Source organism: Streptomyces sp. NBC_01454 (assembly GCF_036227565.1).
In the GTDB taxonomy this organism is placed as follows: domain Bacteria; phylum Actinomycetota; class Actinomycetes; order Streptomycetales; family Streptomycetaceae; genus Streptomyces.
The window spans coordinates 5754476-5779867 of the sequence record NZ_CP109460.1 but is presented as its reverse complement, the minus strand read 5'-3'; the positions used below and the strand labels follow the sequence as shown (position 1 = coordinate 5779867).

Here is a 25392-nt window from a genome sequence, read left to right as displayed (position 1 = left end):
CTCGATATTTCATGTTGTCAAGCAATTGGGTATCCTGGTGTGCATGACACCGTGCGCAGACTCCTTGACCGTCGAGGTCGTCGATCTCATCGGCACCGTCGTCGCCCGTTACTACGAGGAGTACGAGCACGCCGCGGCCGAGCACTCCCTCACCGGCGCGCAGGCCCGGGTACTCAGGCTGCTCTCCCTCGAACCGCTGCCGATGCGCAAGATCGCCCAGTGCCTGAAGTGCGAGCCGTCGAACATCACCGGCATCGTGGACCGCCTGGAGTCCCGCGGCCTGGTCGAGCGCCGCCCCGATCCGGCCGACCGCCGCGTCAAGCTCGCCGCCCCGACCGACGAGGGCGCGCGCACGGCCGAGGCGCTGCGTACGTCACTGAGCTTCGCGCGCGAACCCCTCGGCCGGCTGACGGTCACCGAGCGGACGCTGCTGAAGGAGCTGCTCCAGCGGATGCTCGGCGTCGCGCCGGAGTGAGTGGGCCGGGGCGTGGTCCTCCGAGCAACGCCCGTCAGGCCGCGACTCCTCTGCCTCTACCCCTGCCTCTGTCTCTGTCTCCCCCTCAACTCCCCCCGCCCCGAGCCCCCGCAGCAGGGTCAGCGCCAGTACCGCGGCGCAGACCATCACGCCCGCGGCGACCAGCACCGCCGTCTGCAGCCCGTCGGTGAACGCCGCACGGGCGGCGGTCAGCAGGGAATCGCCCGCCCGGCCCGGGAGTTCGGCGGCCACCGCGAGCGCGCCGGCCAGCGTCTCCCGAGCCGTGCCGGATGCCGCCGGAGGAAGGCCGGCGGGCAGTGCGTCGCCGATGCCGCTCCGGTAGACGGCGTTGCCGATGCTGCCCAGGAGGGCCATGCCCAGCGCGCCACCCAGTTCGGTGCCGGACTCCAGCACGGCCGAGGCGGAGCCGGCCCGCTCGGGCGGTGCGAGGCCGATGGCCATCTCGTTGCCGAGCGACATCACCATCACCAGGCCCGAGGCGTAGACCGACGAGCCGAGCAGGACGAACCACAGCGCCGAGCCCGGCTCCAGCCAGGACAGCCAGGCGAAGCCGCCGGCCGCGACGGCGAAGCCCATGGCGATGACATAAGCCCGGTCGATCCGCCGGGCGAGCGCCGTGGCCGCCGGCGCCATCCCGCCCACCGCGAGGGTCGGCAGCAGGTTCCACAGTGCCGCCTCCATGGGGCTCATGCCCCGTACGGACTGCAGGTACTGGGTGAAGAACACCGCGCAGCCGACGATCGCGAACATCGCCAGCAGATTCAGCAGCACCGAGACGCTGAACCCGCGGTTGCGGAACAGTTCCAGGTCGAGCATCGGATGGCGGGCGGTGCGCTGGCGGTACACGAAGGCCGCGGCGGCCAGCAGGCCGGTCAGCAGCGCGAGGACGGGCAGCACCGCCAGTCCGTCGCGGGCGATCTCCTTGATGCCGTAGACCGCCGGCAGCATCGCGAGCAGCGACAGCAGCGACCCGGTCAGATCGAAGCGCCCGGCGGCCGGCTTCTTGAACTCCGGGAGCAGCAGCGGCCCGCAGACCAGTAGCAGCACCATCGCCGGCGCGTTCATCAAGAATACCGAGCCCCACCAGAAGTGCTCCAGGAGCGCCCCGCTGAGCACCGGACCGATCGCGATGCCGCCGGTCACCGCAGCCGACCAGATCGCGACCGCCGTACCGCGCTGCTTGGCGTCGTGGAAGAGGTTGCGGATCAGGGCGAGCGTGGACGGCATCAGGGCCGCGCCGCCGATGCCGAGCAACGCCCGTGCGGCGATGAGCATGTCGGCGCTGCGCGCATAGGCGGCGACCCCGGAGGCGAGACCGAAGAGGAGCGCGCCGGACAGCAGCAGCTTGCGTCGGCCGATGCGGTCGCCCAGGGCGCCCATGGTGATCAGCAGGCCGGCCAGCACGAAGCCGTAGACGTCCAGGATCCACAGTTGCTGGACGCTGCTGGGCTTCAGTTCCGCGGTCAGGAACGGCACCGCGAAGTAGAGCACCGAGACGTCCATCGAGACGAGAAGGCAGGGCAGCAGAAGGACGCCCAGGGCGGTCCATTCCCGGCGGCCGGCCCGTGGCCGAGGTGTGTACGAGGTAAACGTCATGGATGACACGGTAAACAGGCTGCGCTTACGGCGCAAACACCTTGCACTGTAAGGGAATTGGAGGTGCGTCACACTAGTGCACTTGCTTGACGCAATGCCCCTGCGAGGCGGCCACTGCTACCCTCGTGGCCAGCAAAACCGCCCTAGTGCACTAGTACGGAGGCCGTCCCGTGGCACAGTCCGTCCCACCGCCCTACCGCCGGATCACCGACGAGATCCGGCGCCGTATCGACAGCGGCGAACTGGCGCCGGGCGCCCGGGTGCCGTCGACGCGGCGGATCACCCAGGAGTGGGGTGTGGCGATGGCGACCGCCACCAAGGTGCTCACCACGCTGCGTCAGGAGGGCCTGGTCAGGGCCGTGCCGGGGGTGGGCACGGTGGTGGCCGAGGCGCCGGCGCCGCGGGCTTCCGCGGGCGCGGCGGCCCCGCGCGAGCGGCAGCCGCGCGAGACGGACCGCGGGCTGAGCCGCGAGAGCGTCGTCCGGGCGGGGGTCAGGGTCGCCGATGCCGAGGGGCTGCGGGCGCTGTCGATGCGCCGGGTCGCCGCCGAGTTCGGGGTGTCGTCGATGGCGCTCTACCGGCATGTGACCGGCAAGGACGCGCTGGTGCTGCTGATGGCGGATGCCGCGTTCGGCGAGATCGAGCTGCCCGAGCCCGCGCCGGACGGCTGGCGCGAGCGGATGGAGGCGGGCGCACGGCTGCAATGGGAGCTCTACCGGCGCCACCCCTGGCTGGCGCACTACCTGTCGATCACCAGGCCGCAGCCGATGCCGCGGGCGATGGCGCTGATCGAATGGACCATGGCGCGGGTGACCGGCATCGATCCGGTGACGCTGATCCACATGGCCATCACGCTGCTGAACCATGTGCTCGCCACCGCCGCCGGCTTCGAGGACGATATGGAGGCCGAGCAGGAGACCGGCATGGACCAGAACCAGTGGATGGCGTCCATGGAGCCGGTGTTCGAGGGCATCCTCACCTCGGGCGCGTACCCCATGTATGCGGGGATCTCGGGGACCGAGGAGGACGTGGTGAACCTGGAATCGCTCTTCGAGTTCGGGCTGGCGCGCCTTCTGGACGGCATGGCGACACTGATCGAACGGCGGGGCCGGGGATCCGGCGGGGTGGGCTGAGAACGACGACGCACGACCGGTGGCCGGCGGCCGGCGGCCGGCGGCCGGCGGGATCGGGATCGGGCGGGGCCGGCTCACGACTCACCCCTGCGGGATCCGGCGAAGGCGGCTGCGTTCCCCACCGGGAAACCGCCGGGCCCCGCCGTCCCCCACCATGTCCCTCATGAACCGCTCCCGCACCCCCGACAACGACCCGCCCGCCGGCCACGGCACCCCCTCCGGTCTGCCGGGTCCGGTCGCCTTCCAGCTCGTCCTGCTGCGCCGGATGGCCGACCACCACCCGGACCTGGTCGAGGAAGCGCTGCGCACCCTGGGGGTCTCCCGCGCCGACCTGCGCGAGGCCAACCGCCGCTGGCAGGCACGGATGCACGCCCCACGGGCGGCCGGCGGCATCCAGCCTTATCGTGCGCTGCTCGGCACCCCCGAGACCGTCGCGCCCCGCCGGATCGGCGATCTGACCTGCGAGGCCCTGACCTGGCCCGTCCCGCTCTGGCCCGATCTGCGGTTCGAGGTCCTCACCGGCGGCCGGGGCGCCGTCTGGAACGCCTGGCTGATCCGCGCGCCCGGCGCCACAGCCCCTGACCTGCACACGACCGCGGATCTGCGGCCCTGGTCCTGCACGGTCGACGAGGTCGCCCACGCCTTCGCCCCGGCCCGCCCGATGGAAGGCAGCGCCCCCACCCGCTGGCGCCTGGCCTGTACCGCCCCCGGCCCCGACGGCACGCCGCAGGACATCGTCCCCGAATTCACCTGGGGTCTGTACCAGCGACTGACCGGCTGAGGGCCCGCCGCGGCCGCTCGCCCCGCCGCCTCACTCCGCTGCCGCAACCGCCCCGCACCCGTCCCCCGAGCGGACCTCCCGACAGGCGGCCGGCCGCGCGCGCCCGGAGGATGACGCACAGCGGCTCCTGGCGAACGGGCCGCCCGCGCGCTCCGTCCACACCGGCCCATCGGGGAGGAATCACCCATGAACATCAGCCTCGCCCAATTGCGCCGCTGCTCGGCCGCCATCGACATCGGCGCCGCCCGGACCAGGGTGTATGTGAAGCACCAGGGGCTGGTCGTGGATGAACCGACCGTTGCGGCGATCAACACCCGCACCGGGGCGCTGCTGGCCGTGGGCGCACAGGCCGAGGTGATGGACGGCCGTACCCCCGACTACATCCGGGTGGTGCGCCCGGTCTCGAACGGCACCATCGTCGACATCGACATGGCCCAGCGGCTGCTGCGCACCCTCGTCGGCGACAAGCTGCGCAAGACCTGGCGGCGGCGCCCCTCGACACGGGCCGCGATCTGCCTCCCGCACGGCAGCGAGCCGCTGGCGCAGCGGGCCGCGGTGGAGACGCTGACGGGGCTGGGCGCGCGGCGGGTGGAAATGGTCGACACCCTGGTGGCGGCCGCGGTGGGCACCGGACTGCCGGTGGAGCAGCCCGAAGCCACCATGATCATGGTGTGCGGCGCGGGAACCACGCAGGTCGCGGTGCTCTCCCTCGGTTCGATCGTGGCCGCCGAGACCGTGCCGGTGGGCGGCAACGCCATCGACCACGCGGTCATCCAGCACCTGCGGCTGCACCACGAGTTGATGCTGGCGGGTCAGGCCGTCCGTCCGCTGCAGATGGTCCTCTCCGGGGGCGACGGTCTCACCCCCGGCTCCACCGAGGTACACGGCCGGGACCTGGTCAGCGGCATGGCGCGCTCCGTGCACGTCGACACCGAGCGGGTACGGGACGCCATCACCACCCCGCTGACCGCGATCCTCGACGCCATCGGGGCCGTCCTGCGGCGCTGCCCACCGGACCTGGTGGCCGACCTCGGGGAGCGCGGCATCGTGCTCGCGGGCGGCAGCGCACTGATCCCCGGCCTGGAACCGATGATCCATCAGGCCACGACCATGCCGGTGCACACCGCGGACCGCCCCGACATCTGTGCCGTCATGGGCCTCGGAGCCATGATCGAGGGCAAGGTACAGCCCCTGCACCTCGACCCGATGGCCCCCTAGGTGTATTGACCTGGAGCGTGTCCGGAGTCCCGCTCCTCGCGGAGCGGAAGACCGCCGGTCCACGCGCGCCGAAAAAAACTTCGGCCCGCGATGTCGAGAACCCGAGTCCGGCTCCGTCCCCGGGGTGCACGCGACCACAATGGGTCGCACCAGCACCGAGGAGAAGCACGATGGCCAAGTACCTGCTGCTCAAGCACTACCGAGGCGCACCGGCCGCGGTCAACGACGTCCCCATGGACCGGTGGACGCCGGAAGAGATCTCGGCGCACGTGCAGTACATGAACGACTTCGCGGCCCGGCTCGAGAAGACCGGCGAGTTCGTCGACGGTCAGGCGCTCGCCCCCGAGGGGTCGTGGGTGCGGTACGACGGCGAGGGGCGCCCGCCGGTCACCGACGGTCCCTTCGCCGAGACCAAGGACCTCATCGCCGGCTGGATGGTGATCGACGTCGACAGCCACGAGCGCGCCGTCGAGCTGGCCGGGGAGCTGTCGGCCGCCCCCGGGGCGGGCGGGAAGCCGATCCACGAGTGGCTCGAGGTGCGCCCGTTCCTGACCGCGCCGCCCACCATCACGGAGTGACCTCACCCATGGACGAGGCCCTGCTCCGGAGCCTCACGCCGAGCGTGCTCGCCATCCTCGTCCGCCGCGGAGCCGACTTCGCGGCGGCCGAGGACGCCGTGCAGGACGCGCTGGTCGAGGCGGTCCGTGTCTGGCCGGACGACCGGCCGCGGGACCCGAAGGGCTGGCTGGTCACCGTGGCCTGGCGCCGGTTCCTCGACGCGACCCGGTCGGACACCGCCCGCCGCCGGCGTGAGGACCTCGTCGACGAGGAGCCGGCGCCCGGGCCCACACCCGCAGTGGACGACACGCTCCAGCTCTACTTCCTGTGCGCCCACCCGTCGTTGACGCCGTCGTCCGCGGTCGCGCTCACGCTGCGCGCCGTCGGCGGGCTGACCACCCGCCAGATCGCCCGGGCCTACCTGGTGCCCGAGGCGACCATGGCGCAGCGCATCAGCCGCGCCAAGCGCACCGTCTCCCGAGTGCGGTTCGACCGGCCCGGCGACGTCGCCACCGTGCTGCGCGTCCTCTACCTGGTCTTCAACGAGGGCTACTCCGGCGACGTCGACCTCGCCGCCGAGGCCATCCGGCTCACCCGGCAGCTCGCGGCCGCGATCGACCACCCCGAGGTGGCGGGGCTGCTCGCCCTCATGCTGCTCCACCACGCCCGGCGCGCCTCCCGCACCGCGCCCGACGGCAGCCTGGTGCCGCTCGCCGAGCAGGACCGCGGCCGGTGGGACACCGAGTCGATCGCCGAGGGCGTCGCGATCCTGCAGGCGGCCCTCGCCCGCGACCGGCTGGGCGAGTTCCAGGCCCAGGCCGCCATCGCGGCACTCCACGCCGACGCGCCCTCCGCCGAGGAGACCGACTGGGTGCAGATCGTCGAGTGGTACGACGAGCTCACGCGCCTGACCGACAACCCGGTCGTCCGGCTCAACCGCGCCGTGGCGGTCGGCGAGGCCGACGGACCACGCGCCGGCCTGGCAGCGCTCGCGGCCCTGCACGACTCACTGCCCCGCCACACCGCGGTGGCGGCATACCTCCACGAACGCGACGGCGACCCGACAACGGCCGCCCGGCTCTACACCGAAGCCGCCCAAAAGGCCCCCAACCTCGCCGAACGCGACTACCTGACCCGCCAGGCCGCCCGGCTCCACTCCGGCCGGGGGCGTTGAGGGGGCGTGCGGCCCCGCCCCGCCGCCCCGCCCCGCCCTCACAGACTCCTGGCGTTCCAGGCCACCACCGCCGGGCGGTCGTGCTCGGTGCCCAGCACACACACCGCCCCGGTCTCGAAGGTGAAGAGTCCGCCGGCGGCGGCCGGCAGGCCCAGACGGCGGGCGGCCAGCACCCGCAGGAAGTGCGCATGCCCCACCAGCGCCACATCGCCCTCGTCCGCGGCGAGCTGTGACGCGAGCCGCGCCAGCACCCGGTCGGCGCGCGCCCCCACCTGCTCGGGCGACTCCCCCGGGTGTGCCTCGGGTCCCTCGGCGACACCGTCGGAGAACAGATACCAGCCGGGCCGGCTGCGGTGGATCTCGGCGGTGGTGACGCCCTCGTAGCCGCCGTAGTCCCATTCCCGCAGGTCGGCGTCGATCTGCGGTCGGGCCAGGCCCGCCAGCTCGGCGGTGCTCAGCGCCCGCCGCATCGGGCTGGCGTACACCGCCCCGATCTTCCGGCCCGACAGCAGCGGCCGCAGTGCGCGGGCCTGCTCCTCACCATCCACGGTCAGCGGCAGATCGGTCCAGCTGGTGTGCCGGCCGTCCCTGCTCCACTCGGTCTCGCCGTGTCGGACCAGAAGAAGGTCGCTCACGAGCTCTGCGCCTGCTGACCCTGTTCGCCCTGCGCCTGCTCGGGCTGCTCGGGCTGCTCGGCCTGCTGAGATTCCGTGACCGACGCCCGGACCTCGTCCATGTCCAGCGCGCGGGCCTGGCCGATGACGTCCTCCAGGGCCTCCGCGGGCAGCGCGCCCGGCTGGGCGAAGACGGCGATGTTCTCCCGGACGATCATCACGGTCGGGATGGACTGGATCTGGAGGGCCTGCGCCAGCTCGGGCTGCGCCTCCGTGTCGACCTTGGCGAAGACGAGGTCCTCGTGCGTCTCCGAGGACTTCTCGAAGACCGGGCCGAACTGCTTGCACGGCCCGCACCACTCGGCCCAGAAATCGATCAGGACGAAATCGTTGCCGGAGACGATCTCGTCGAAGTTGTCCTTGGTGAGCTCGATGGTGCTCATGCGTATGTCCCTGCTTCCGGTCTGTCGACGATTGTCAGTCGGTCTCCGGCTGCGGTAACGGGAACAACCCGTGACGTATTCCGCACGCCGGACCGTCCCGCACCCCTGCCCACCGATCACGTTCCTAGACATCCCGATTGACGTGGGGATCGCCACGCCCTCTCACCGTCTCCCACCGCGGGGCCGACGGCGCCCACGCCGCCCCGTCCCCTCACCGCCGGCCGGGGTCCGGCGGGCCGGGACGCGGCACGGCCGGGGTCCGGCAACCGCCGCACCCCGGCCGGCCACATTCCAGCTCCCACGCCACCCAGGGCGCAGGCGGCTACCCCTTCGCCTTTCCGTACTCGGTCGCCATGGCGCCCGCGAAGTCGTACACCACGACCTGCTCGTCCCCCACGACCCAGGCGTCGTGACCGGGCGTGCAGACGAAAACGTCGCCGGGTCCCACTTCGGACTCCGCGCCGTCATTCATCCGGATCCGCATCCGGCCCTGGACCATGAAGCAGTTGTGGTGGATCTCGCAGCTGTCGGTCCCGGCGATCGGGCCCACCGACTCCGACCAGCGCCAACCGGGCTCAAAGGTGGCCACGGCGAAGTCCAGTCCGGTGAGGTGCAGGGCTTCGAGGTGACCCCGGGGAAAGTCGCGCCGTTCATCCGGCTTGTCGACCGTTTTGACTTCCATCATGAGGGCTTCCTCCTGCCACCCCCCTGGTCCTCCGTATCTGCCCCTGGCCCTTCCATCTGGTCCTTCCATGGTGCGCCGCGACCGCGCGCCCGGCCACCGGTGCGGCCACCCCGCCGGGGCCGCCCGGCCGGGATGTCGCCGGGGAGGTGCCGTGGCACGCGGTGGCCTCCCCCGGGGGCTAGCATCCCGAGAGGACCGCCAAGAACGGAGCATTCTTCTGTGCGTCATCTGCGCGTAGGCGTCGCCATCTTGACCATGGGGAACCGCCCCGCCGAACTGCAGGCCCTGCTGGATTCGGTCGCCAAGCAGGACCTTCAGCCGGCGCATGTCGTGGTCATCGGAAACGGCTCGCCGCTCCCCCCGCTTCCGCACGGCGCGATGGGCGTCGAGCTGACCGACAACCTCGGCGTCTCCGGTGGCCGGAACGTCGCCCTGGACGAGCTGCGCAAGCTCGGGGACATCGACCTGGTGGTCGACCTGGACGACGACGGCCTGCTGATCAGCAACGACGTCTTCAGCCGGCTGGCCGAACTGCACAGCCGCGAGCCGAAGTTGGGCATCGTGAGCTTCCGCATCGCCGACGAACGGGGCCGCACCCAGCGCCGGCACGTCCCCCGCCTGCGGGTCGGCGACCCGGCGCACGGCGGCCTGGTCACCACCTTCCTCGGCGGCGGGCACTCCCTGTCCGTGCCCATGCTGGACAGAATCGGCGGCTGGCCCGAGGAGTTCTTCTACGCCCACGAGGAAACCGACCTCGCCTGGCGGGCCCTGGACGACGGCTGGGACATCCGCTACGCCCCGGAGCTCGTACTCCAGCACCCCTACACCTCCCCCACCCGGCACGCCGTCTACCACCGCATGGTCGCCCGCAACCGCGTCTGGCTGGCCAAGCGCCACCTCCCCGCCGTCCTGGTACCCGTCTACCTCGGCGTATGGGCACTACTGACGGTCCTGCGCACCCGCTCCCTGCCCGGCATCCGCGCCTGGGCCGCCGGCTTCGCCGAGGGCGTACGCACCCCCTGCGGACGACGCCGCCCGATGCGCTGGCACACGGTCTGGCGCATGACGAGACTGGGCCGTCCCCCGGTCATCTGACGGTCGACGAGCGCGTCACCGCAGCGGACGCGCCATCGCTGCGGTCGCTCCTCGGAGAACGCAACGGCCAGACCCCTTCGAACGCGAAGTGCAGCACTGCGTCACCGGGGAGCCCGCCCAGCAGACCGGACGCCGGCCGGACCATGTCGCCCTGCTGAGGGGACGCAACGCCCTTCCTCCCGCAAGCGAACTACCCATGGTTTACCGGGGGTTGGGGCTGACGGTCTCCACTCCCCACACGCAAGCCGGTTTCCGATGGCGTGACCTGGGCCCAGTATCTGGCCATATTCACCCTTGGGGGAATTCACGCCTTCACTGTCAACAAGGTCCCGGGAACGCGAGGCAAGAGCGCCCGAGAAAGCTCCGCTCTCCAGCTGTCGTGGCGTCACACGTCAGCGACACTAGCCTTCTTGCCTCTGGCCGGCGCCATGGCCGCCGGGACGTCAGACAGCTCGGCGCCGGTCGGGCGGCCCGGCACGCGTCCGGTGATGAGGGCGGTCCGCGGCGGCACGGACCTGGGTAGACCGGGCAAGGCAGACGCAGCGGCCACACCCCATCCGGCGCGACCAGCAGGATCACCGTCCCGGCCGCCGCCAGGTCGGCCCGGTCAGCAGCATGGGCTCACGGGCGACACGGTCCGATAACCGGCCGAGACCCATGAACGAAGTGCTCACCACCGCTCCGGAGGTGGCCGGCGCGATACAGGCTGCAGCGGTCGCCTTCCCGCCACGCGCGGATGCTTGTCTGTGCCCTGCCCCCTGTGCCCGGCTCCGTCGGGGACACGGCGAGCGTCTCCCTGTCGGCGGCAGTGGTGGTCGTCCCGGAGCGACGGGCTGTCACGGACATACTCCACTCGGGACGTTGGGCGCTCAGCGGTAGCGGGTAAGGCAACCGTAGGAATGAGCGCGCGCTCCAGCCCAAGTGAATCCGCACGAGGGCCGGCCATGCTGCCGGGCGTGCGGCCTCTTGCCCGACGCCACACCCGCCCCGGGGGAACCATCGGCACGCCGGACGGCCCCGTATGGCACGGAGGCGGAGTTGCTTGTGTGAGGCTTGAGGGGCGCCATATCGACCGTCGCGCATGGGCCATGTGAGGCGACGGTGTGGCGAGGCCGCTGTGACAACCTCCCCGGAGGGAGGCTGTCACGGGCGGATCGATGCCGTGCGGTGGGGCGGGTGGGACTCGAACCCACGGCCGACGGATTATGAGTCCGCTGCTCTAACCGGCTGAGCTACCGCCCCCCACGGCGCGTCGCGCACATTTGTGCGCGCCGTCTGCCGCAGCATAGCCGCTCATACGATCTGCTGCCCGTGAGGGCTGCCGTCCGGCGACCACGCACGTCCAAGAGGACCTCGATCGCCGGGGGTTCGGTTCCATGGCACAAGAAAAAGGACCCCTCGCGGGGTCCTCGTTCTCTCTGCTCCCCCGACTGGACTCGAACCAGTAACCCTCCGGTTAACAGCCGAATGCTCTGCCAATTGAGCTACAGGGGACCGAGCTCCCCCGACTGGACTCGAACCAGTAACCTGCCGGTTAACAGCCGGCTGCTCTGCCAATTGAGCTACAGGGGATTGCTCTGTGTGCCTCGAATGCACCGCTGTCCGGGGGAACCGGACGGCGCGCGCTCGCTGCGACACATACATTAGCGCAAGCAGGGGGGTGCTCCGCCAATCGGTATCGCCTCAGGTCACCTCGGGTGATCTCCGGCCCCGGAGGGTAGGCGCGCGGCACAGCCCGGCACTCCGGTGCGTACCGGCACCGGACGGGACCGACGAGAGGGAAAGGTGGAGCAATGCGCTACCGGCTCACGTTCATCGCGGGACTGGCCACCGGGTACGTGCTCGGCGCACGAGCCGGCCGGGAACGGTATGAGCAGCTCCGCAAGGCCGCCCAGCGGGTCACCCAGAATCCGGCGGTCCGGAACACCGCCGAGTCTGCGGCGCTGACCGGGCGCGACGCGGCGTCGAAGGCCTTCGGGACGGTGTCGGCCAAGGTCGGGGAGCGGATGCCGCAGGCCGTCAGCGACCGGGTCCGCTCGCTGCGCGAGCCGCGCGGCTCCGACCAGGACGACTGGGGTACGAGCAATACCTGAGCCGTCCGGAGGCGGAGCCCGGCCGGGCCGGCCGCGGGCCGTGCCCGGCCGGGAAAACCCTGACTCTTTCCTTATCCGTCTCATGCGGCATCATCTAAAACCATGGGGATAGTCGCCGGATTGGACAGTTCGTCCGAAAGCACACGGATCGTGGTCTGCGATGCGGACACAGGTGCCGTGATCAGGCAGGGCTATGCGCCGCACCCTGTCGAGAAGGGGCCCGAGGTCGATCCGCAGGCATGGCTGATTTCCCTGGGTGAGGCGGCCGGCAGCGGGCTGCTCGAAGGGGTGCAGGCGATCGGTGTCTCGGCGCAGCCGCACGGCCTGGTGCCGCTGGACATCGAGGGCAACCTCGTCCGGCCCGCGCTGGTGGGCAACGACAAGCGAGCGCAGAGCGCGGCGGCGGATCTGATCGACTCGCTCGGCGGGCGCAGCGCCTGGGCGCAGGCCGTCGGCGCGGTGCCGCAGGCGACCCATCCGGTGACGAAGATGCGCTGGCTGGCACGTACGGAGCCGGCGCACGCGGCCCGGATCGCGGAGATCATGCAGCCGCAGGACTGGCTGGCGTGGCAGCTGCTGGGGCGCCCCGCCCGGCGTACCACGGACCGCGGAGGGGCCTCGGCGACCGGGTTCTGGTCGACGGCGACCGCGACCTACCGGCCGGATCTGGTGGAGCTGGCGCTGGGCCATCAGATGCGGCTGCCGGAGGTGCTGAGCCCGTCGGGGACGGCCGGGTTCACCCCGGAGGGGCTGCTGATCTCGGCCGGTACGGGCGAGACGATGGCGGCGGCCTTCGGGCTCGGCGTCGGGGACGGCGACGCCGTGGTGTCGCTGGGCGCCTCGGGGTCGGTGTTCGGGATCCATCACAAGGCGCTGGCCGACCCGACGGGGACGATCACCTCTTTCGCGGACGCGACCGGCCGGCATCTGCCGGTGGTGCACACCAACAATGCGGTGCGGGTGCTGCGCGGTGCGGCGGAGCTGCTGGGGACGGACCTGGAAGGGCTGTCCGAGCTGGCGCTGAAGTCGTCACCCGGTGCGTACGGCATGGTGCTGCTGCCGTATCTGGAGGGCGAACGGACGCCGCATCTGCCGCACACCGCGGGGTCGTTGCACGGCATGCGGCGGGAGAGCATGAAGCCGGAGCATCTGGCGCGGGCGGCCGTGGAGGGCATGCTCTGCGGGCTCGCGGACGCGCTGGACGTGCTGCGGGGGCGGGGGGTGGCGGTGCGCCGGGTGTTCCTGCTGGGTGCGGCGGCGGATCTGGGTGCGGTGCAGACGGCGGCTCCGGGGCTGTTCGGGGTGCCGGTGGTGGTGCCGCAGCCGGGTGACTACGCGGCGCTGGGTGCGGCGCGGCAGGCGGCCTGGGCGTGGGGAGTGGCACACGGCACGCTCACCCCGGCGCCCGGCGCGGAGACCGGGCCGGGCGGCGGGGCCGCCTGGGTCGATCCGCCGCAGTGGCCGGCCGCGGCGAGCCAGGTCTTCGAGCCGGGTGAGGAGCTGCCGGTGGGCCGGGCCGTGCGCCAGCAGTACATGGCGGTGCGGGACGAGGCCTATCCGGGGGCGTTCCAGCGGGAGGCGTGAGGCCGGTGCGGGGCCGGTCCGGTGCGCCGCGGCGTCAGTCCAGGTAGCCGCGGAGCTGGTCGGCGAACGCGTGGTCGCGGAGCTTGTTCAGCGTCTTGGACTCGATCTGCCGTATGCGTTCGCGGGTGACGCCGAAGATCCGGCCGATCTCCTCCAGGGTGCGGGGGCGTCCGTCGGCGAGGCCGTAGCGGAGCTGGACGACCTTGCGCTCGCGCTCGCCGAGGGTGGACAGGACCGCGTCGAGGTGCTCGCGGAGCAGCAGGAACGCGGCGGATTCGACGGGTGAGGCGGCGTCGCCGTCCTCGATGAGGTCGCCGAGGGCGACGTCCTCCTCCTCGCCGACGGGGGCGTGCAGCGAGACCGGCTCCTGGGCGAGCCGGAGGACTTCGCTGACGCGTTCCCCGGTCAGGTCGAGATGGGCGGCGACCTCCTCGGGGGTGGGCTCGTGGCCGCGTTCCTGGAGCATCCGGCGCTGGACCCGTACGACGCGGTTGATCAGTTCGACGACGTGGACCGGGACGCGGATGGTGCGGGCCTGGTCGGCCAGGGCGCGGGACATCGCCTGGCGGATCCACCAGGTGGCGTACGTGGAGAACTTGTAGCCGCGGGCGTAGTCGAACTTCTCCACGGCGCGGATCAGCCCGAGGTTTCCCTCCTGGACGAGGTCGAGCATGGTCAGCCCGCGGCCGACGTAGCGCTTGGCGACGGAGACCACCAGGCGCAGGTTGGCCTCGATCAGGCGGCGCTTGGCCATCCGGCCCAGGACCACCAGCCGGTCGAGGTCGACGGCGAGCCGGGAGGAGAGGTCGGGGGTGCTGGTGAGCTTTTCCTCGGCGAAGAGACCGGCCTCGACGCGGCGGGCGAGTTCGACCTCCTCGACGGCGGTGAGCAGCGGGATCCGGCCGATCTCGCGGAGGTACTGGCGGAAGAGGTCGGAGGACGGGCTGCCGGCCTCGGGGCGCGGCGCCGGCTCCGGGATGATCTCCTCGACGATCATCTCGGCGGCGGGGGGTTCGGCCTGCTGCGGCACGGTGGGCGGCTGCGCGGCCTGATCCTTGACCGGTTCTTCGGCGGCCTGCGCGTCGGCGAGGGTCTGGCTCTGCACGGGGGCGACCTCCAGGGTGATCGCTGCTGAGGCGGCAGAAAGGTCGGGCACGGTTGCGGCCGAGCCGCCGTCCGTCCCGTACATCAAGAGCGGTTCCGCGGGGGTTTCGGGTGGGGTGCGTCCGGGCCCGCCGCGCTCCGAGGACTCAGGCACCGCTTCTCAGTGTGGAGTACGACACGCGCCTGCCACGAGGGGCGTGCGAGCACTTTTTGAGTCCGTTCCGTGACCGGACGGCTACCGCGGGGTGAGCGCGGCGGCCTCCGGGGCCCCGGCCCCGCGGGCTACAGTGCGGCGGCGCCGCGCTCCCGCAGGGTCTTGCCGTACTGCTGGAGGACCCACAGTTCCTGGAGCATGGCGGCGGAGCCCGCGTGGTCGCCCTGGGCCTCGCAGCGGCGGGCGGCGCCCTCCAGATCGGCGATCCGGGAGTCGACGGCGGCGATGCGGACGGTGGCCAACTGGACGCCGGCATAGGCCTCGTCGGGCTCCCGGCGGGTCAGCAGCGGTTCGACGGCGAGCTCGGTGACCATGGCGCGGACGGTGTCGTCGGGGGCGGCCGCGCGGACCCGGGGGACATAGGACTGGTCGGCGGCGCCGGCCGTGGCGCCGCCGGCGTCCTCGATGCACTGGCGGACGACGGCGTAGGGCGGGGCGGTGAACTCGTCGGCTCCGTAGGCGTCGAAGGCCGGGGAGACCAGGTCGGGGCGTTGCAGCGCCAGTTTGAGGAGTTCTCGCTCGACGCGCCGGGCGGGGCTGCGGAGGTTGAGCGCCGGGCCGCGCGGGGCGGCGGGGCGGGCCGGCTCGGGGGGCGCGGCCTGGCCGCGGCGCTGCGGGCGGGCCTGGTCGGGGCCGCCCTCGCGACCGCGTTCGCGGGCCCAGCGGGCGAGCTGGCTGACCCGGCGGACGACGAACTGGGTGTCGAGGATGCCGAGCATGCCGGCGAGCTGGACGGCGGATTCGTGCTGGATGGAGCTGTTCTTGATGCGGGCGACGATGGGGGCGGCCTCGTCGAGGGCGGCGGCGCGGCCGACGGTGGTGTCGAGGTTGTGCCGGGACGCCACATGGCGCAGCGCGAACTCGAAGAGCGGGGTGCGGGACTCGACGAGATCGGCGACGGCCTGATCCCCCTTGGCCAGCCGCAGATCGCAGGGGTCCATCCCGCCGGGGGTGATGGCGATGGAGGTCTCGGCGGCGAACTTCTGGTCGTCCTCGAAGGCGCGCAGGGCGGCCTTCTGGCCTGCGGCGTCGCCGTCGAAGGTGAAGACGACCTCGGAGCCGGAGTGGTCCATCAGCAGCCGGCGGAGGATCTTGATGTGGCCCTCACCGAAGGACGTACCGCAGGTGGCGATGGCGGTGGTGACGCCGGAGAGATGGCAGGCCATCACGTCCGTGTAGCCCTCGACGACGACCGCGCGGCTGGTCTTGGCGATCTCCTTCTTGGCGAGGTCGATGCCGTAGAGGACATGGGACTTGCGGTAGATGGAGGTCTCGGGGGTGTTGAGGTACTTGGGGCCGTTGTCGTCCTCGCGGAGCTTGCGGGCACCGAAGCCGACGACCTCGCCGGCGATATCGCGGATCGGCCACATCAGGCGGCCGCGGAAGCGGTCGATGGGGCCGCGGCGGCCCTCCTGGGAGAGGCCGGAGAGGACCAGCTCCTGGTCGCTGAAGCCGCGGCCGCGCAGGAAGCGGGTGAGGTGGTCCCAGCCGGCCGGGCTGTAGCCGACGCCGAAGTGCTGGGCGGCGGACTGGTCGAAGCCGCGCTCGGCGAGGAACTTGCGGCCGATCTCGGCCTCGGTGCCGTCCAGCTGCTCGGCGTAGAACTGCGCGGCGATCTTGTGGGCCTCGACCAGGCGGGTGCGCTCGCCCTGCTGGCGGCCGGGGGTGTAGCCGCCCTCCTCGTAGCGCAGGGTGATGCCGGCCTGGGAGGCCAGCCGCTCGATGGTTTCGGCGAAGGAGAGGTGGTCGATCTTCATGATGAAGTCGACGGTGTCGCCGCCCTCCTGGCAGCCGAAGCAGTGGTACAGGCTCTTGGCCGGGCTGACGTGGAAGGACGGGGACTTCTCGTCGTGAAAGGGGCACAGGCCCTTGAGGTTGCCGCCGCCGGCGTTGCGGAGCTGGAGGTATTCGGACACGACGGCGTCGATCGGGACCGCGTCCCGTACCGCCTTCACATCGTCATCGTTGATCCTGCCTGCCACGCGTGAATTCTACGGCCGGGGTAGGACACTCCGGTCCGCCCGCCCCCGGCGGCGGCCGCGGCCGCCTCCCGCCTCACCCCATGAGCTCCAGGAATCGCTCCAGGCCGATGTTGCCCCCGGAGACGATCACGCCGATGCGGAACGGGTGGGGGTGGCGCCCGGGGGGAGGCGCGACGCGGCCGGCGAGCAGGGCGGCCAGGGCGGCGGCGCCGCTGGGCTCGGTGACGATCTTCAGCCGTTCGAAGGCCAGCTTCATGGCCGCGCGGATCTCGTCGTCGCTGACCAGGACGACCGAGTCGAGCAGCCGCCGGTTGACGGCGAAGGTCAGCTCGCCGGGCCGCTCGACGGCCTGGCCGTCGGCGATGGTGCGCGGGACGGGGATGGTGACGGGGTGGCCGGCGGCCAGTGAGCGCCGGGTGTCGTCGCCGGCCGCCGGCTCCACGCCGATCATGCGGATGCCGGGGGCCAGCGCGGTGGCGGCGAGGGCCGACCCGGCCATCAGCCCGCCCCCGCCGACCGGCGCGAGCAGCGCGTCCAGCGGGCCGGTCTCCTCCAGCAGCTCCAGGGCGGCGGTGCCCTGGCCGGCGATGACGTGCGGATGGTCGTACGGCGGGATCAGGGTCAGGCCGCGCTCCTCGGCGAGCTGCCGGCCCAGGGCGGTGCGGTCACCCGTGTAGCGGTCGTAGCGGACGATCTCGGCGCCGTATCCGGCGGTGGCGGCCACCTTCGACGCCGGGGCGTCCTCGGGCATCACGATGACCGCGCGGCTGCCCAGCTCCCGGGCGGCCAGGGCGACGGCCTGGGCGTGGTTGCCGGAGGAGTAGGCGGCGACCCCGCGGGCGAGCTGCTGCGCGGACAGCCGGGAGAGGGCGTTGTAGGCGCCGCGGAACTTGAAGGCGCCGACCCGCTGGAAGTTCTCGCACTTGAGGTGGATCTCGGCGCCGACGAGTGCGTCGAGGGTGCGGGAGCGCAGCACGGGCGTGCGGTGTGCCACGCCCGCCAGCCGCCGGGCGGCGTCCCGGACGTCGTCGAAGGTGACGAGGTCCGGGACGCCGGTGCCGGTGGGACCGTCGGGGCTCGCTGTCATGACCGCACGCTACGGGAGCAGCGCGGTCAGCGGCACGTCCGGATCGGCGAGCGCGCCGGCTTCCAACGGTGCCCCCGAGCGGATCAGTTGCGCGAGGGTGTCGGCGACGTCCCAGACGTTGACGTTCATCCCCGCGAGCAGCCGGCCGTCCGCGTCGAGCCAGAAGGCGACGAACTCCCGCTTGGCGAGGTCCCCGCGGCAGACGACCTGGGCGTACGAGCCGGGCGGGGCGTGGCCGGTGTACTCCATGCCGACGTCGTACTGGTCGGAGAAGAAGTACGGGATGCGGTCGTGGCTGACGTCCTGGCCGAGCATGGCGCGGGCCGCGGCCGGTCCGCCGTTGAGGGCGTTGGCCCAGTGTTCGACCCGCAGGCGGGTGTCCGCGGGGGTGGCCCCTGACAGGGTGAGGGGGGCGGCGGCGACGTCGCCGGCGGCGTAGACGTACGGGTCGGAGGTGCGGAGCGAGGAGTCCACCGCGATGCCGCCGCCGGTCGTGCCCGTGCGGTCGACGAGGTCGAGCCCGGCCTGTTCGGCGAGCGCGGTGCGCGGGGCGGCGCCGATCGCGGCGAGCACGTCGTGCGCGGGGTGTTCCTCGCCGTCGTCGGTGCGTACCGCGAGCACCATGCCGTCCTGTCCGACGATCTCGGTCAGCTTGGCGCCGAAGTGGAAGCGGACGCCGTGTTCGCGGTGCAGATCGGTGAACAGGGCGCCGAGTTCGGGGCCCAGGATGCCGTGCAGAGGGGTCGGGGCGGCCTCGACGACGGTCACCTCGGCGCCGTAGGAGCGGGCGGCGGCGGCGACCTCCAGGCCGATCCAGCCGGCGCCGGCGATCACCAGATGGCCGTTGTCCCGGCCGAGGGAGGCCAGCACGCCGCGCAGCCGTTCGGCGTGCGCGAGGCGGCGCAGGTGGTGCACGCCGGCCAGGCCCGTGCCGGGGACGTCCAGGCGGCGCGGTTCGGCGCCGGTGGCCAGCAGCAGCCGGTCGTAGACGATCAGGGTGCCGTCGCCGAGGCGGACGGTCTTGGCCTCGGGGTCCAGATGGACGGCGGGCTGGCCCAGGTGGAGTTCGATGTCGGCCTGCGCGTACCAGGCGGGTTCATGGACGAAGACGCTGTCGCGCTCCTCCTTGCCGAGCAGGTACCCCTTGGAGAGCGGGGGGCGCTCGTACGGGTGGTCGCGCTCGTCACAGATGAGGATCACCCGGCCGGTGAAGCCCTCCGAGCGGAGCGTCTCCGCGGCCTTCGCTCCGGCCAGGCCACCCCCGACGATGACGAACGTCTGGTGTGCGTCGACCACTTGCTTCCTCCTCGTTGCGGTGCCGTACGTCCGCGTCCGCGTCCGTAAACGCCCCCGATATACCCCCGGTTTCCTCTCCCCCGTTGATGTGCTGGGCGCCGCCGGGGTTCCCGTTCGCCGCCGATCGGGGTGTCCCGTTTGTCCGTGGCCTGGGTGCGCGGTGCGCTGTTGTCAGGTGCTCCGTTCGAAAGCGGCCGGGTTCGAGCGTCCCGCACGGAGCGTGAGGGGGGAAGAGGGGCTTTCCCCCAGGGTCACCCCTGATTCGCCCTCCGGTGACCGGGCGGCCGGGTGAGACGGGCGTGCAGGGAGCGGGCCGAGGTGTCGGTCAGGGCCGCGATCTGGTCAATGACGGCGCGCATCCGCGCGGTGTCATCGGGGGCCGAGTCGAACAGTGAACGGAACTGTGGATCAAGGCCGTCGGGGGCGCGGGCGAGCAGTGCCTCGGCCAGTTCGGCGAGGACGACACGCTGGTCGGCGCGGAGCACTTCCTGGTCGGGGCGCTGCATGACGTACCGGTCGGCGACGGCTTTCAAAACGGCGCATTCGAGCCGGGTTTCGTCCGGAACCACCAGTTCGGCCCCGTAGCGGGTGAGTCGTCCGCTCCCCCACTGGGCCCGGGTGGCGGCCTCGGCCGCGAGGCAGAAGCGGCCGATCAGCTGGCTGGTGGCGTCCTTGAGGCGGGCCTGGGCGAGCGCGGAGCCGTCGTAGCCGTGCGGCCACCACTCCTGTTCCAGCAGGCGGTCCAGCGCCGCGGCCAGCTCCTCGGGGCCGGCGCCGGGCGCGTAGCGCTCACCGGCGACGGCGAAGATCTCGGCGCGTTCGGCGTCCGCGAGCAGGAGGTTGGGGTCCAGATGCCCGGCGTGCAGGCCGTCCTCGACGTCGTGCACGGAGTAGGCGACATCGTCGGACCAGTCCATGACCTGTGCCTCGAAGCTCTGTGCCCCGTCGGGCGCGCCCTGCCGGAACCATGCGAAGACCGGCAGGTCGTCCGCGTAGACCCCGAACTTCGGGGACGCGGGGTCGCTGGGGTGGGTGCCGCGCGGCCAGGGGTACTTGGTGGCCGCGTCCAGGGCGGCGCGGCTGAGGTTCAGCCCGACGCTGACCGCCGTGCCGTCCGCGGCGGGCACGAACCGTTTGGGCTCCAGACGGGCCAGCAGCCGCAGCGACTGGGCGTTGCCCTCGAAGCCGCCGCAGGGTTCGGCGACTTCGTTGAGGATCTGCTCGCCGTTGTGGCCGAAGGGCGGGTGGCCGAGGTCGTGTGCCAGGCAGGCGGTCTCGACCAGGTCCGGGTCGCAGCCGAGGGCGGCGCCGAGTTCCCGGCCGACCTGGGCGCACTCCAGGGAGTGGGTCAGCCGGGTGCGCGGGGTGGCGTCCCAGGCGTGGGTGTGTCCGCCGGGGGTGACGACCTGGGTCTTGCCGGCCAGCCGGCGCAGCGCGGCGGAGTGCAGCACCCGGGCGCGGTCGCGCTGGAAGGCGGTGCGCCCGGGCCGTTTGTCGGGCTCGGTGACCCAGCGCTCGATGTCGGCCGAGGTGTAGCCGGGGATGGTCGGTCGTGTGCCCGTCATACCGCGACGGTAGCCGCCCCGGTGCTCTCGTAGTCGGATCCGGTGGCTGCGAGCAGCACCTGGTCGTAGCGGTGCAGCACGAGACGGGCCAGTGCGGGGTGGTCCGCCAGGGGGGCCGCGGCGATGCCGGGGGCGGCCTCGGCGCACCGGGTGGCGAAGCGGCCGGGGGCGGTGAAACAGCCGGCCACGGCGATGTGGTCGTGGCCGCGGGCGGTCAGCGCCCGGACCGCGTCGGCGACGGTGGGCAGGGCGCCGCCCGCGGGGGCGGGCGCCGTGCCGGTGGCGGGCGCGGAGTGGGCGGCAGCGGGCCGGACGGGGAGCCCGCCGAGCCGGGCCGAGAGCAGCTGTGCGGTGCGCTCGGTGTCGCGGGCGGAGTGCGGGGACCGGGAGCCGGCGGCGGCCAGGACCACGGCGGTGCGCGGGCCGGGGTCCGGGGGGAAACCGGCCTCCAGGAGGCGGCAGTGGAGCGCCTCGGCAAGGAGGGGGTGCGGCCCGAGGGGGGTGGCGATCCGGCCGGTCAGATGGGGTGCGTCCGCCAGCGCGGCGGGCAGGTCGTGGGTGACGTGGTACCCGCGGCCGAAGAGCAGCGGTACGAGGACGGCTTCGCCCCGCAGGTCGGCGAGGGTGTCGGTGAGCAGCGGCCGGTTCAGCTCGACGTGTCCGAGCCGTACGGGCAGGCCGGGGCGCAGCGCGCGGACCCGGTCGAGCAGCGCCCGGACGGCGGGCAGGGCGCGGGGGTCGCGGCTGCCGTGGGCCACGGCGACGAGGGTGGGGACGGGCGGCCGTGAGGGGCGCAGGCCGTGCAGCCGGACCCGGCTGAGCCGCCTGCTGAGCTGCGCGGTGATCTCGGCGGCCAGCTCCCCCGTGCCGAGGGGCGCGGCGGGGGCGGGACGGGAGGCGGAGTGCGGTATCGGCGCCGTCATGAAGGGAGCGTGGCAGCGGGGCGTTGCGGTCCCGTTTCCCGGCCGCGACGTTCGTGTTCCGTCGGGCTGTCACGGGCGGCGGCCCGCCGGGCGGGACCGACGGGCCGGGCGGGACGGGCGGCGGCAAAGGCCCCTCGCCCCGCCGCCGCCCGTGCGCCGCCGCCCGTGCGCCGCGGGGCCGCGCTACGCCTGGTGGGCGTCCACGTCCCGCAGATGCCGCTCGCGGGCCGCCTCGTCGAGGAAGGCGGCGCGGAAGGAGTTGCGGGCCAGGGTGCGCAGGGTCTCCTGGTCGAGGCCGAGGGCGTCGCGTACGGCGCGGAAGTTGTCGTCCGCGTAGCCGCCGAAGTAGGACGGGTCGTCGGAGTTGACGGTCACCAGCAGCCCGGCGTCGAGCATCGCGGGCAGCGGGTGGTCGGCGAGGTCGTCGATGACCCGCAGCCGGACGTTGGACAGCGGGCAGACGGTCAGCGGCACCTGGTCCGCCACCAGGCGGGCCACCAGCCGCTCGTCCTCCATGCAGCGCACCCCGTGGTCGATCCGGTCCACGCCGAGGACGTCCAGGGCCTCCCACACGTAGGCCGGGGGCCCTTCCTCCCCCGCGTGCGCCACGCACTTGAGCCCGGCCTCCCGCGCCAGCGCGAAGACCTCCCGGAACTTCGACGGCGGGTGCCCGACCTCGGCGGAGTCCAGGCCGACGGCGGTGAGGCGGTGGAGGTGCGGGCGGGCCGCCTCGAAGGTCGCCAGGGCCGACTCGGCGCTCTCGTCGCGCAGGAAGCACATGATCAGGCGGGTGCTGATGCCGTAGGCCTCCTCGGCGCCGTCGAGCGCGCGGGCCAGACCGTCGATGACGGTGCCGATCGGGACGCCGCGGGCGGTGTGCGCCTGCGGGTCGAAGAAGATCTCGGCGTGCCGTACGCCCTGTTCCTTCGCGCGGGCCAGGTAGGCGTGCGCGAGGTCGGCGAAGTCGTCCTCGGTGCGCAGCACGGCCATCAGCGCGTAGTAGAGGTTCAGGAAGGACTGCAGGTCGGCGAAGGAGTAGGCGCGGCGCAGCGCGTCCTCGTCGGCGTAGGGCAGTGCGATGCCGTTGCGCCGGGCGAGCGCGAAGGCGAGTTCGGGCTCCAGGGTGCCCTCGATGTGCAGATGCAGCTCCGCCTTGGGCAGCGGCGCGGGGGCGGGAGCGGACGGGGAGGAAGGCACGCGGGTCACACCTGTTCTGCGGTACGGGGGAACGACGGGAAACGACGGAAGCGACGGGGAACTACCGGGAACTACGAGGAACTACGAGGAACTACGAGACAAGCAGTACGGGAAACGCGGACGGGGGGCCTCCGCCGGGGAGGAGTCGTCCAGGTTAGCCGGGGTGCGGCGGGGGGCCGTGGCGGCGCCCCGGGCCGGACGGGGGCCGCTGGTGTTCCGCCGGGTCGCCGCCGCGCCAGTCGCCGCCGGCGAGGGGGGTGGCGGTGGCGCGCAGCCGGTCGGCGAGCGGGGCGGCGGCGAGGTAGACCCAGGCGTGGACGGTGCGGCCGTCGGCGAGGACCGCTTCGGTGCGCACCCGCTCGTAGCGGTTGCCCGGGGCGCCGGGGACATAGCCCTCCAGCCGATCCAGGACCGTGCGCACCTCGTCGTAGTCGCGCTCGCGGGGCCGGACCAGGGCGCCGTGCACCACCGCGTCGGCGGGGCCGGCCGTCGCGTAGGGGTATCCAGGGCCGTCGTAGAGCAGGGCACCGCGGATGTGGGCCGGTTCCTCGGCGGCGGTGCGGCCGCGCAGGGTCCGGGCGTGGTTGGCCTCGCCGGGGCGCAGCGTTCCGTAGACGAAGAACGGCAGCCGCTCGGGCTCGGTGGTCATGGGGGCTTTCCTCTCCGGGAGACGGTCTCCCCCGGCCACGATGCCAGGCCGCCGGTGCAACCATCGACGCGTCGCCCGGCGTCGCAGCCTGCGGATCACACACAGACACGAACACATACGCGAGCGACAACGCGGGGCGGGACGGGCGCAGATGCGAGACCCGGAGCCGGTACGGCGGATACGGCAGCCGGTACGGCGGATACGGCGGATACGGCAGGGGATACGGCGCCTGCGGCTGCCGCGGACGCGGCGGGGCCAACGCCGGGCGTTCCAGGCCGTGGTGGCCCTGACGGTGCTGGCACTGGCGCCGGCGACCTGGCTGAACGCGACCGCGGGGCCGCGGGTGCGCACGGTGGCGGACGCGCCCGCCGCCCCGGTCGCCATCGTCTTCGGCGCGGGCCTGTGGAAGGGCGGGCCCTCGCCGTATCTCGCGCACCGGCTGGACGCGGCCGCCGAGCTGTACGCCCGCGGCACGGTCCGCGCGGTGCTGGTCACCGGCGACAACAGCCGGCGCGACTACGACGAGCCGGACGCGATGCGCGGCTATCTGCTGCGGCACGGCGTCCCGGCCCGCCGGATCGTCAGTGACTACGCGGGCTTCGACACCTGGGACTCCTGCAGCCGCGCCCACCGGATCTTCGGTGTGAACCGGGCGGTGCTGGTCAGCCAGGGTTTCCACATCCGGCGGGCGCTGGCGCTGTGCGGGGCGGCCGGGGTCGACTCCTACGGGGTCGCCGTCGCCGCGAAGCACGATGTGACCTGGGCGTACGGCGGTGTCCGGGAGATCTTCGCGGCCGGGAAGGCCTCGGCGGAAGCGTTGTGGCGGCCCGATCCGCACTTCCTGGGGCCGCGGGAGAAGGGGGTGACGGAGGCGCTGCGGTAGCGGGGACCGCGTGCCGCGGCGCCGCCGTCACCCCGGGCTCAGCCCTTCGCCGCCCGGGCGTAGAGGCTGAGGATCTTCGTCCCGAAGAACGGGCTGTAGCTGGTCCGGTCGTTGTCCGGGCCCTTGGGACCGCCGCCGTTGAGCCCGCCGATCAGGCCGATGACCCGCCCGGTGCGGCTCTCCTCGTCATAGTCGCTCAGCCAGGGGCTGCCGGAGGTGCCGCCGTAGAACCCGCCGCAGTTCATGCGCAGTTGGCGGGTGCCGGTCAGCCGGCCGGTGTGGGTGGCACAGCGGACGGCCCGGTCCTGGGGGTCGTTGCGGACGTTCGGGTAGCCGATGACGGTGACGTCGTTGCTGTAACCGGGCGTCGGGGTGAGGATGTTGCCGCCGGTGACCTCTTCGACGCGGCGGCCGTCGTCGTCGGGGGCGACGGTGGCGAAGGCGAAGTCGAGGTCCGCCCCGTCGCCGGTGGTCCCGCGGCCCGGGTAGGCGAAGGTGTCGTCTATCGCCCACACACCGTAGGGCTGGGTGGTCGCGCCGGAACGATACTGCGGGACAAAAGCGGCGCGGGTGCCCGGATGGCAGTGCCCGGCGGTGAGGATCAGATTGCCGTGCGGGCTGTGCACCACGCTGGCGGTGCAGTGGTGGGCACGGGCGTCCCCGTCGACGGAGAACAGCACGCCGATGGACGGAATGCCGTCGAAGTGCTGTGCGGTGGCGGCGCGTTGGGAGGCGGCCGGGGCGGACTCGGCGGCCAGGGCGGAGGTACGGGCGTGGGGCCCGGTGGGCGCGGCGGCCGCCATCCGCTCCGCCGTCCAGTAGGCGGTGGCGTCCCGGCTGGTCCAGCCGGCGTCGGTGGCGGGGCGCTTGGCCTGCGGCGCCTGGCGCCGGGCGCCGTCGACCGCGTGTCCGAAGGGCGCGGTGGCCAGGCACACCGCGAGGCCGAGTGCGGCCGTCGCGCCCCTGCGCCACCGGCGGTTGCGCCGCCGCTGCTCGGCTCGTGTCATCTGGCGATTCCCCGT

General features: G+C 72.9%; 23 protein-coding genes and 3 tRNA genes. 10 read left to right on the top strand and 16 right to left on the bottom strand.

What is annotated here, in order from left to right; genetic code table 11:
* Positions 1-43 precede the first annotated feature (43 nt).
* A complete protein-coding gene (locus OIU81_RS25590) occupies positions 44-475 on the top strand; it encodes a MarR family winged helix-turn-helix transcriptional regulator (RefSeq protein WP_329151488.1) in 432 nt (143 codons plus the stop codon).
* Here the strand turns inward: OIU81_RS25590 and OIU81_RS25585 are convergent.
* Entirely contained in the window at positions 374-2092 is a 1719-nt protein-coding gene (locus tag OIU81_RS25585) for an MFS transporter (RefSeq protein WP_329151487.1), read from the bottom strand. The two genes, OIU81_RS25590 and OIU81_RS25585, sit on opposite strands and share 102 nt — an antisense overlap.
* 170 nt (positions 2093-2262) lie before the next feature.
* Here OIU81_RS25585 and OIU81_RS25580 point away from each other — a divergent pair, with 170 nt between their 5' ends.
* The 5 genes from OIU81_RS25580 (at position 2263) to OIU81_RS25560 (ending at position 6956) form a co-directional block, all read left to right on the top strand.
* Positions 2263-3225 (top strand): TetR/AcrR family transcriptional regulator C-terminal domain-containing protein, encoded by a 963-nt coding sequence (locus OIU81_RS25580; protein WP_329151486.1) that lies wholly within the window; start codon positions 2263-2265, stop codon positions 3223-3225.
* A 154-nt stretch (positions 3226-3379) separates the two neighbouring features.
* On the top strand, positions 3380-4006 hold the full coding sequence (locus OIU81_RS25575; RefSeq protein WP_443074044.1) for a hypothetical protein: 627 nt from the start codon (positions 3380-3382) through the stop codon (positions 4004-4006).
* Positions 4007-4192: 186 nt separating this feature from the next.
* On the top strand, positions 4193-5224 hold the full coding sequence (locus OIU81_RS25570) for a rod shape-determining protein (protein WP_329151484.1): 1032 nt from the start codon (positions 4193-4195) through the stop codon (positions 5222-5224).
* A gap of 170 nt (positions 5225-5394) precedes the next feature.
* Positions 5395-5802 (top strand): YciI family protein, encoded by a 408-nt coding sequence (locus OIU81_RS25565; protein WP_329151483.1) that lies wholly within the window; start codon positions 5395-5397, stop codon positions 5800-5802.
* Positions 5803-5810: 8 nt separating this feature from the next.
* Positions 5811-6956: an RNA polymerase sigma factor gene (locus OIU81_RS25560; protein WP_329155354.1), complete on the top strand. Its 1146-nt coding sequence runs from the start codon at positions 5811-5813 to the stop codon at positions 6954-6956.
* Positions 6957-6994: 38 nt separating this feature from the next.
* Here the strand turns inward: OIU81_RS25560 and OIU81_RS25555 are convergent, their stop codons facing one another.
* The 3 genes from OIU81_RS25555 to OIU81_RS25545 form a co-directional block, all read right to left on the bottom strand.
* Complete coding sequence (locus OIU81_RS25555; RefSeq protein ID WP_329151482.1) at positions 6995-7591, bottom strand: histidine phosphatase family protein; 597 nt, start codon at positions 7589-7591, stop codon at positions 6995-6997.
* Complete coding sequence (gene trxA / locus OIU81_RS25550; RefSeq protein ID WP_329151481.1) at positions 7588-8013, bottom strand: thioredoxin; 426 nt, start codon at positions 8011-8013, stop codon at positions 7588-7590. Before trxA ends, OIU81_RS25555 begins: the two co-directional genes overlap by 4 nt.
* Before the next feature lie 322 nt (positions 8014-8335).
* Entirely contained in the window at positions 8336-8698 is a 363-nt protein-coding gene (locus OIU81_RS25545) for a cupin domain-containing protein (RefSeq protein ID WP_329151480.1), read from the bottom strand.
* Between the two features lie 219 nt (positions 8699-8917).
* Between OIU81_RS25545 and OIU81_RS25540 the strand changes: the two genes are divergently transcribed.
* Positions 8918-9793: a glycosyltransferase family 2 protein gene (locus OIU81_RS25540; RefSeq protein WP_329151479.1), complete on the top strand. Its 876-nt coding sequence runs from the start codon at positions 8918-8920 to the stop codon at positions 9791-9793.
* Positions 9794-10961: 1168 nt separating this feature from the next.
* Here OIU81_RS25540 and OIU81_RS25535 read toward each other — a convergent pair.
* The 3 genes from OIU81_RS25535 to OIU81_RS25525 all read right to left on the bottom strand — a co-directional run bounded on the left by OIU81_RS25535 (position 10962) and on the right by OIU81_RS25525 (position 11365).
* Positions 10962-11035 (bottom strand) — tRNA-Ile (locus OIU81_RS25535).
* 179 nt (positions 11036-11214) lie between these two features.
* Positions 11215-11287, bottom strand: a tRNA-Asn gene (locus OIU81_RS25530).
* Between the two features lie 5 nt (positions 11288-11292).
* Positions 11293-11365 (bottom strand) — tRNA-Asn (locus tag OIU81_RS25525).
* 221 nt (positions 11366-11586) lie between these two features.
* Between OIU81_RS25525 and OIU81_RS25520 the strand changes: the two genes are divergently transcribed.
* Both OIU81_RS25520 and OIU81_RS25515 read left to right on the top strand, forming a co-directional pair.
* A complete protein-coding gene (locus tag OIU81_RS25520) occupies positions 11587-11886 on the top strand; it encodes a YtxH domain-containing protein (RefSeq protein ID WP_329151478.1) in 300 nt (99 codons plus the stop codon).
* Positions 11887-11988: 102 nt separating this feature from the next.
* Entirely contained in the window at positions 11989-13470 is a 1482-nt protein-coding gene (locus tag OIU81_RS25515; RefSeq protein ID WP_329151477.1) for an FGGY family carbohydrate kinase, read from the top strand.
* 34 nt (positions 13471-13504) lie between these two features.
* On the opposite strand, the gene OIU81_RS25510 is transcribed toward OIU81_RS25515, so the two are convergent.
* From OIU81_RS25510 to OIU81_RS25475, 8 genes are all read right to left on the bottom strand, one after another.
* Positions 13505-14728, bottom strand: a complete 1224-nt coding sequence (locus OIU81_RS25510) for an RNA polymerase sigma factor (protein WP_329151476.1) — start codon at positions 14726-14728, stop codon at positions 13505-13507.
* Positions 14729-14856: 128 nt separating this feature from the next.
* Entirely contained in the window at positions 14857-16770 is a 1914-nt protein-coding gene (dnaG, locus tag OIU81_RS25505) for a DNA primase (protein ID WP_329151475.1), read from the bottom strand.
* A gap of 73 nt (positions 16771-16843) precedes the next feature.
* On the bottom strand, positions 16844-17857 hold the full coding sequence (locus OIU81_RS25500; protein ID WP_329151474.1) for a threo-3-hydroxy-L-aspartate ammonia-lyase: 1014 nt from the start codon (positions 17855-17857) through the stop codon (positions 16844-16846).
* A 9-nt stretch (positions 17858-17866) separates the two neighbouring features.
* Positions 17867-19153 (bottom strand): NAD(P)/FAD-dependent oxidoreductase, encoded by a 1287-nt coding sequence (locus OIU81_RS25495; RefSeq protein WP_329151473.1) that lies wholly within the window; start codon positions 19151-19153, stop codon positions 17867-17869.
* 251 nt (positions 19154-19404) lie between these two features.
* Positions 19405-20718, bottom strand: coding sequence for a deoxyguanosinetriphosphate triphosphohydrolase (locus tag OIU81_RS25490; RefSeq protein WP_329151472.1), 1314 nt, complete (start codon positions 20716-20718; stop codon positions 19405-19407).
* Complete coding sequence (locus tag OIU81_RS25485) at positions 20715-21641, bottom strand: sirohydrochlorin chelatase (RefSeq protein ID WP_329151471.1); 927 nt, start codon at positions 21639-21641, stop codon at positions 20715-20717. Before OIU81_RS25485 ends, OIU81_RS25490 begins: the two co-directional genes overlap by 4 nt.
* A gap of 183 nt (positions 21642-21824) precedes the next feature.
* Positions 21825-22838 (bottom strand): adenosine deaminase, encoded by a 1014-nt coding sequence (locus tag OIU81_RS25480; protein ID WP_443074043.1) that lies wholly within the window; start codon positions 22836-22838, stop codon positions 21825-21827.
* 154 nt (positions 22839-22992) lie between these two features.
* Positions 22993-23487: a gamma-glutamylcyclotransferase family protein gene (locus OIU81_RS25475; protein ID WP_329151469.1), complete on the bottom strand. Its 495-nt coding sequence runs from the start codon at positions 23485-23487 to the stop codon at positions 22993-22995.
* Positions 23488-23638: 151 nt separating this feature from the next.
* Between OIU81_RS25475 and OIU81_RS25470 the strand changes: the two genes are divergently transcribed.
* Complete coding sequence (locus tag OIU81_RS25470; protein ID WP_329151468.1) at positions 23639-24370, top strand: SanA/YdcF family protein; 732 nt, start codon at positions 23639-23641, stop codon at positions 24368-24370.
* 38 nt (positions 24371-24408) lie between these two features.
* Here the strand turns inward: OIU81_RS25470 and OIU81_RS25465 are convergent, their stop codons facing one another.
* Entirely contained in the window at positions 24409-25377 is a 969-nt protein-coding gene (locus tag OIU81_RS25465) for a trypsin-like serine peptidase (protein WP_329151467.1), read from the bottom strand.
* Positions 25378-25392 lie beyond the last annotated feature (15 nt).

What these genes read in the sequence shown, in the direction of transcription:
- trxA (WP_329151481.1), bottom strand. Translation starts at nt 8,013, where the DNA reads ATGAGCACCATCGAGCTCACCAAGGACAACTTCGACGAGATCGTCTCC.
- OIU81_RS25560 (WP_329155354.1), top strand. Translation starts at nt 5,811, where the DNA reads ATGGACGAGGCCCTGCTCCGGAGCCTCACGCCGAGCGTGCTCGCCATC.
- OIU81_RS25475 (WP_329151469.1), bottom strand. Translation starts at nt 23,487, where the DNA reads ATGACCACCGAGCCCGAGCGGCTGCCGTTCTTCGTCTACGGAACGCTG.
- OIU81_RS25500 (WP_329151474.1), bottom strand. Translation starts at nt 17,857, where the DNA reads ATGACAGCGAGCCCCGACGGTCCCACCGGCACCGGCGTCCCGGACCTC.
- OIU81_RS25545 (WP_329151480.1), bottom strand. Translation starts at nt 8,698, where the DNA reads ATGATGGAAGTCAAAACGGTCGACAAGCCGGATGAACGGCGCGACTTT.
- OIU81_RS25570 (WP_329151484.1), top strand. Translation starts at nt 4,193, where the DNA reads ATGAACATCAGCCTCGCCCAATTGCGCCGCTGCTCGGCCGCCATCGAC.
- OIU81_RS25520 (WP_329151478.1), top strand. Translation starts at nt 11,587, where the DNA reads ATGCGCTACCGGCTCACGTTCATCGCGGGACTGGCCACCGGGTACGTG.
- OIU81_RS25585 (WP_329151487.1), bottom strand. Translation starts at nt 2,092, where the DNA reads ATGACGTTTACCTCGTACACACCTCGGCCACGGGCCGGCCGCCGGGAA.
- OIU81_RS25515 (WP_329151477.1), top strand. Translation starts at nt 11,989, where the DNA reads ATGGGGATAGTCGCCGGATTGGACAGTTCGTCCGAAAGCACACGGATC.
- OIU81_RS25590 (WP_329151488.1), top strand. Translation starts at nt 44, where the DNA reads ATGACACCGTGCGCAGACTCCTTGACCGTCGAGGTCGTCGATCTCATC.
- OIU81_RS25565 (WP_329151483.1), top strand. Translation starts at nt 5,395, where the DNA reads ATGGCCAAGTACCTGCTGCTCAAGCACTACCGAGGCGCACCGGCCGCG.
- OIU81_RS25465 (WP_329151467.1), bottom strand. Translation starts at nt 25,377, where the DNA reads ATGACACGAGCCGAGCAGCGGCGGCGCAACCGCCGGTGGCGCAGGGGC.
- OIU81_RS25575 (WP_443074044.1), top strand. Translation starts at nt 3,380, where the DNA reads ATGTCCCTCATGAACCGCTCCCGCACCCCCGACAACGACCCGCCCGCC.
- OIU81_RS25490 (WP_329151472.1), bottom strand. Translation starts at nt 20,718, where the DNA reads ATGACGGGCACACGACCGACCATCCCCGGCTACACCTCGGCCGACATC.
- OIU81_RS25470 (WP_329151468.1), top strand. Translation starts at nt 23,639, where the DNA reads ATGCGAGACCCGGAGCCGGTACGGCGGATACGGCAGCCGGTACGGCGG.
- OIU81_RS25485 (WP_329151471.1), bottom strand. Translation starts at nt 21,641, where the DNA reads ATGACGGCGCCGATACCGCACTCCGCCTCCCGTCCCGCCCCCGCCGCG.